The following is a 4,371-nucleotide window of genomic DNA, read 5'->3' as shown; positions in this document are numbered from 1 at the left end:
CTTTCTATGGCATCCCTCTGTTGAGGTTCTTGGAAGATCGGCTATTGAGCATCTCGATCCTAGGAATGTAATAGCTGTTATGCTCACCGGTATGGGATACGATGGTGCTGACTCCTTTGCTGAGATAAGGAGAAAGGGAGGAAGGACAATAGCTGAATCTGAAGAGACCGCTGTCGTTTTTGGGATGCCTCGTGAGCTCATTGAAAGAGGAGGAGCTACGGTGGTTTTACCATCCCATAAGATAGCTAAACAGCTTATCTCATGGGTAAGGGAGGAGAAAGAATGCCTATCAGAAGAAAAGATAGCGAGGGAGAAGGGATAAAGCCTGATTTTGAGAGGAGAAAGTATAGCCGAGACTTTGAAGGCCTGATTCAGCAGCTTGAAAGTTCTGTTCCAATGGAAAGAAGATGGGCTGCGCGTGACCTTTCTAAATATAGGGAAGCTTCGCCCTATCTTGCGAATAGGCTTAGAAGAGAGGAAGATCTTTCCGTAAGAGAGGTTATTGTAACTTCCCTTCTTGAAATAGGAGATGAGGTAGCTTTGAAAGAGCTACTTGAGTGTTTAAGGAGCGATGATGCCCATTTAAGGAACTTGGCTATTGATGCTTTGAAAAATGTTCCTGAAAAAGTCGCTCCTTATATTGATATGCTGCTTGAGGATCCTGATCCCGATGTCAGGATCTTCACGGTTAATATTATAGGAAACTTGGCTCATCCTAGAGTTATAGAGTGGCTAGTTAAGGTTCTCGAAAAGGATCCTCACGTTAATGTTTGCGCCACCGCCCTTGATGTTCTCTCAGAGATAGGAACTGAGGATTCTTTGCCAGTTGTAATAAAGGTTAAGGAGAGATTTAAAGACGAACCCTATATTCAGTTTGTAGCGAACATCGTAATAGAGAGGATAAAGGGGAATGGGTAAGGAGACGTTAAGTAATTTCGAGAAAGAGATTAAAATAGAAGATAAGGATTTTGAGATTTTTAGAGAGTTCTTTTATAAGAAAACTGGTATCTATTTTGATTATAGTAAAAGATATTTCGTAGACAGAAGATTGATAGAGAGAATAAAAGCCACCAATCATGATAGCTTTAGAAGCTACTTTCTATCCTTAAGGCTTGATCCTTCAGGTAAAGAGCTTCAGAACCTAGTTAACATAATGACCGTGAACGAAACTTACTTTTTTCGGGAGGAATATCAGCTCAAGTGTATGGTAAAAAGGCTGCTTCCTGAAATAGTTTTGAGGAAAAGAAAAGGGGATACGATTCGCATATGGTCTATTCCATGCTCTACGGGGGAGGAACCCTATTCTATTGCCATATATCTTCTTGAATACTGGAGTGATATAGAAAATTGGGATGTGGAAATTATATCCTCAGACATAAACACAGAAGTGTTAGAAGTAGCTAAAAGTGGTATTTACTCTGAGCGCTCTATTCGGTGTCTTCCTACTGAAATTTTGGGTAAATACTTTAGAAAGTTGGGTAATGGTTATTACCAGATTTGTGATGAGCTTAGGAGAGCTGTCCAGTTTACAAAAGTTAACATAGTTGATTTAGCAGACATGAAAAGGTATAGAGGCTTCGATAATATATTCTGAAGGAATCTCCTGATATACTTTGATGACTTTTCGAGGAAAGTTGCCGCTGAGAATATATACGATGCTCTTAATGCTGGGGGATTTGTCTGTCTCGGACACTCAGAATCTATGAGTAGGATAACGCCGATCTTTAAGGTCAGGAAGTTTCCCGAAGCTATAGTTTATCAAAAACCCTTGGAGGGTTAGCTATGAGAAAGGTTATTGTTGTAGATGATGCAACCACTGTTAGGAAGTTTTTAAGGGAGGTTTTGGAGAAAGAGGGCTTTGAGGTTGAAGAAGCTGCAAACGGTCTTGAGGCTCTCGAAAAGGCTTTAGTTAGGGATTTTGATCTTTTTGTGATAGATATTAATATGCCAGTGCTTGATGGCTGTTCTTTAGTTCAGAAGCTCAGGGAGTCGAGCGAGATAAAGCAGGTTCCTATACTTATAGTTACAACTGAATCTGGAGAGAAAGATATAGATACGGCCTATGAGAGAGGGGCTAACTTCTATTTGGTTAAGCCCGTTAAGCCTAAAGAGTTTTTGATCTATGTTAAGCTTCTGACAGGGGTGCGATTGTGATGGATACTTTGTTAAAAGAGTTTATATTGGAAAGTAGGGATCACTTGCAAAGGATAGGGAATACTTTATTTAAGCTTGAAGAGACCCCCGATAACAGAGAGCTCATTCATGAGCTCTTTCGCTCGGTTCATACCTTAAAGGGTGCTTCTGGGCTATTTAACTTTTTATCTATGACTAAACTTCTTCACGCTGCTGAGGATCTCATGATTTTAGTTAGAAATGGATCGATATCTTACTCGCGGAGTATAGGGGATATCCTTTTCGAAGTTCTGGATGTCCTTATCAGCATGATTGATGAGATTGAGTTCAATGGGAGCTATTCAGATTCCCTGGCTGGGGTGGCAGAAAGGAAGTGTAAGGAGATAAGAGAATTCATGGAAAGGGAAGGTAGTAAAGAGGGAGTTCTAGAAAGGGAAGTTTCTTACTCTTCAGAGGGACTTTCTAAATCTGAAAGTTTAGATTTTTCTTTCATTCCGGAGAGCTTTAGAATGGAGGCGGTCAAAAGAGCAATAAGCGGTGCTAACCTATTTCTTATTCAATATTTTCCAGAAGATGGGTGTTTCTATAAGGGTGAAGATCCCTTCTATCTTTTCAGAAATCTTCCTGAGCTTATCTGGGGTAGGGTTTACCTTAGAGAGGAGCCTAGAGATCCAACCCTTATAGATGTGTATCGATGTATAGTTAATTTTGAGGGCTTATCTTCTGCACATAAGGATAGGTTGGTTGAACATTTTCGATATGTCCTTGATCAGGTTAAATTTATCCCCGTTTTGTTAGAATCTTTGGTATTTCTTGAAGGAGAAAGAAGTAATATTCCTCTATATAGAGAGTTTTCTGAGGAGGCTATAAGATATATTAATTCTAATAACAAGGAAGCTTTAAAAAGGAGCATAGACGGTCTTCTAGAGTTTTCCTCGCCCGGCCTTTTCGAGGCATCTGCATTGAGGTGGATGAAAGTGCTTTTGGATTATGCTGAGACTGATTATCTTATAGAAGGGTTAATTTATAGTTTAAAAACTCAGGAGCAACCCCTTTTCAGTAAAGGAAAGGAAAAGTTGTCTCCCAGTGAATGGGATAAGCTTCTATCTATTCTTAAAGCTCAAAAAGTTGTTTTATCTAAAGTTCAAAAAGCTAGGGTTGAGGAAGCCAAGAAGAATATACTTTCTTCAGTTTTTATATCAATAAGAAACTCCCTTGAGGCCTTAGGGGAAAAGAGGCTTTTATCTGAGCTTGAGAGTATATCGAGCAAAGTGTCGGTTGATAACTTAGATCCCCTTTTAAGGTGGATAGATGGTATTTGTGAAAGGGAAACTGTTAAGGCTTTTGAGGAGGAGATTAAGACTGGAGAGGCTAAAGAGGCAGTGATTAAGCCTTCTAGCGAGGAACGCTTTGTTGCGAAGTTTCTTAGGGTTGAAGAAGAAAAGATTAACAGGTTCATGAACCTCATTGGAGAGCTTGTTGTAGCTAAAAATGCTATTCCTTATATGGCTCAGAAAGCAGAAAACGTTTATGGAGCTATAGAGCTTGCTAAGGAGATAAAAAGCTACTATGGTGTAATAAATAGACTAGCAGAGGAGATGCAAGATGCAATAATGCGGATTAGGATGATACCCTTTTCTATGCTCTTTCAGAAGTTTCCGAAGTTCGTTAGGGATACATCTCGAAAGCTGAATAAGAAAGTTAGGCTTCTGATAGAAGGTGAGGATGTCGAGGCGGATAAAAGCGTTGTAGAGGCTTTATATGAGCCTTTAATTCACCTTATACGTAATAGTTTAGATCACGGGATAGAGCTCCCTGAGGAAAGACTGGCTAAAGGAAAGCCCGAAGAGGGTATTATATTGGTTAAAGCTAGGCAGGAAGCAGATAGAGTGGTTATAGAAGTTAAGGATGATGGGAAAGGAATAAATCCTGAGCTTGTAAAAAGAAAGGCATACGAAAAGGGTTTAATAAACGAGGATACTCTCGAGACTTTATCCGATAAAGAGGCTCTAAATCTTATATTCTTGCCTGGTTTTTCTACATTGGAAAAGGCCTCAGACCTTTCTGGGAGAGGTGTGGGTATGGATGTAGTTAAAACTACAGTTGATAGGTTTGGTGGATCCTTGGAAATTGATTCCGTTGTAGATAAAGGAACTTTAGTTAGACTTTCTCTTCCTATTACTATGGCGGTAACTAACGTTATGATAATTGGGGTAGATGGAAGGCGGTTTGGTATCC

The 4,371-nt window shown here is 39.7% G+C and carries 4 protein-coding genes and 1 pseudogene; all 5 read left to right on the top strand.

The window, feature by feature from the left end; all coding sequences use genetic code 11:
* Positions 1 to 322, top strand: a 322-nt coding sequence (locus NZ900_09625) for a hypothetical protein (GenBank protein ID MCS7234337.1), incomplete at its 5' end; no start/stop codon positions are given.
* Positions 283 to 918, top strand: coding sequence for a HEAT repeat domain-containing protein (locus NZ900_09620; protein MCS7234336.1), 636 nt, complete (start codon positions 283 to 285; stop codon positions 916 to 918). The genes NZ900_09625 and NZ900_09620, both read left to right, overlap by 40 nt.
* A pseudogene (locus NZ900_09615) lies at positions 911 to 1,780 on the top strand (protein-glutamate O-methyltransferase CheR). Before NZ900_09620 ends, NZ900_09615 begins: the two are co-directional and overlap by 8 nt.
* Positions 1,781 to 1,782: 2 nt before the next feature.
* Entirely contained in the window at positions 1,783 to 2,154 is a 372-nt protein-coding gene (locus NZ900_09610; GenBank protein ID MCS7234335.1) for a response regulator, read from the top strand.
* On the top strand, positions 2,154 to 4,371 hold a 2,218-nt coding region (locus tag NZ900_09605), incomplete at its 3' end, for a chemotaxis protein CheA (GenBank protein ID MCS7234334.1). The genes NZ900_09610 and NZ900_09605, both read left to right, overlap by 1 nt.

The organism is Synergistota bacterium (genome assembly GCA_025060595.1).
Lineage (GTDB): Bacteria > Synergistota > GBS-1 > GBS-1 > GBS-1 > 42-11.
The sequence above is the reverse complement of the archived record's forward strand: the minus strand, read 5'-3'. Positions and strand labels throughout refer to the sequence as shown.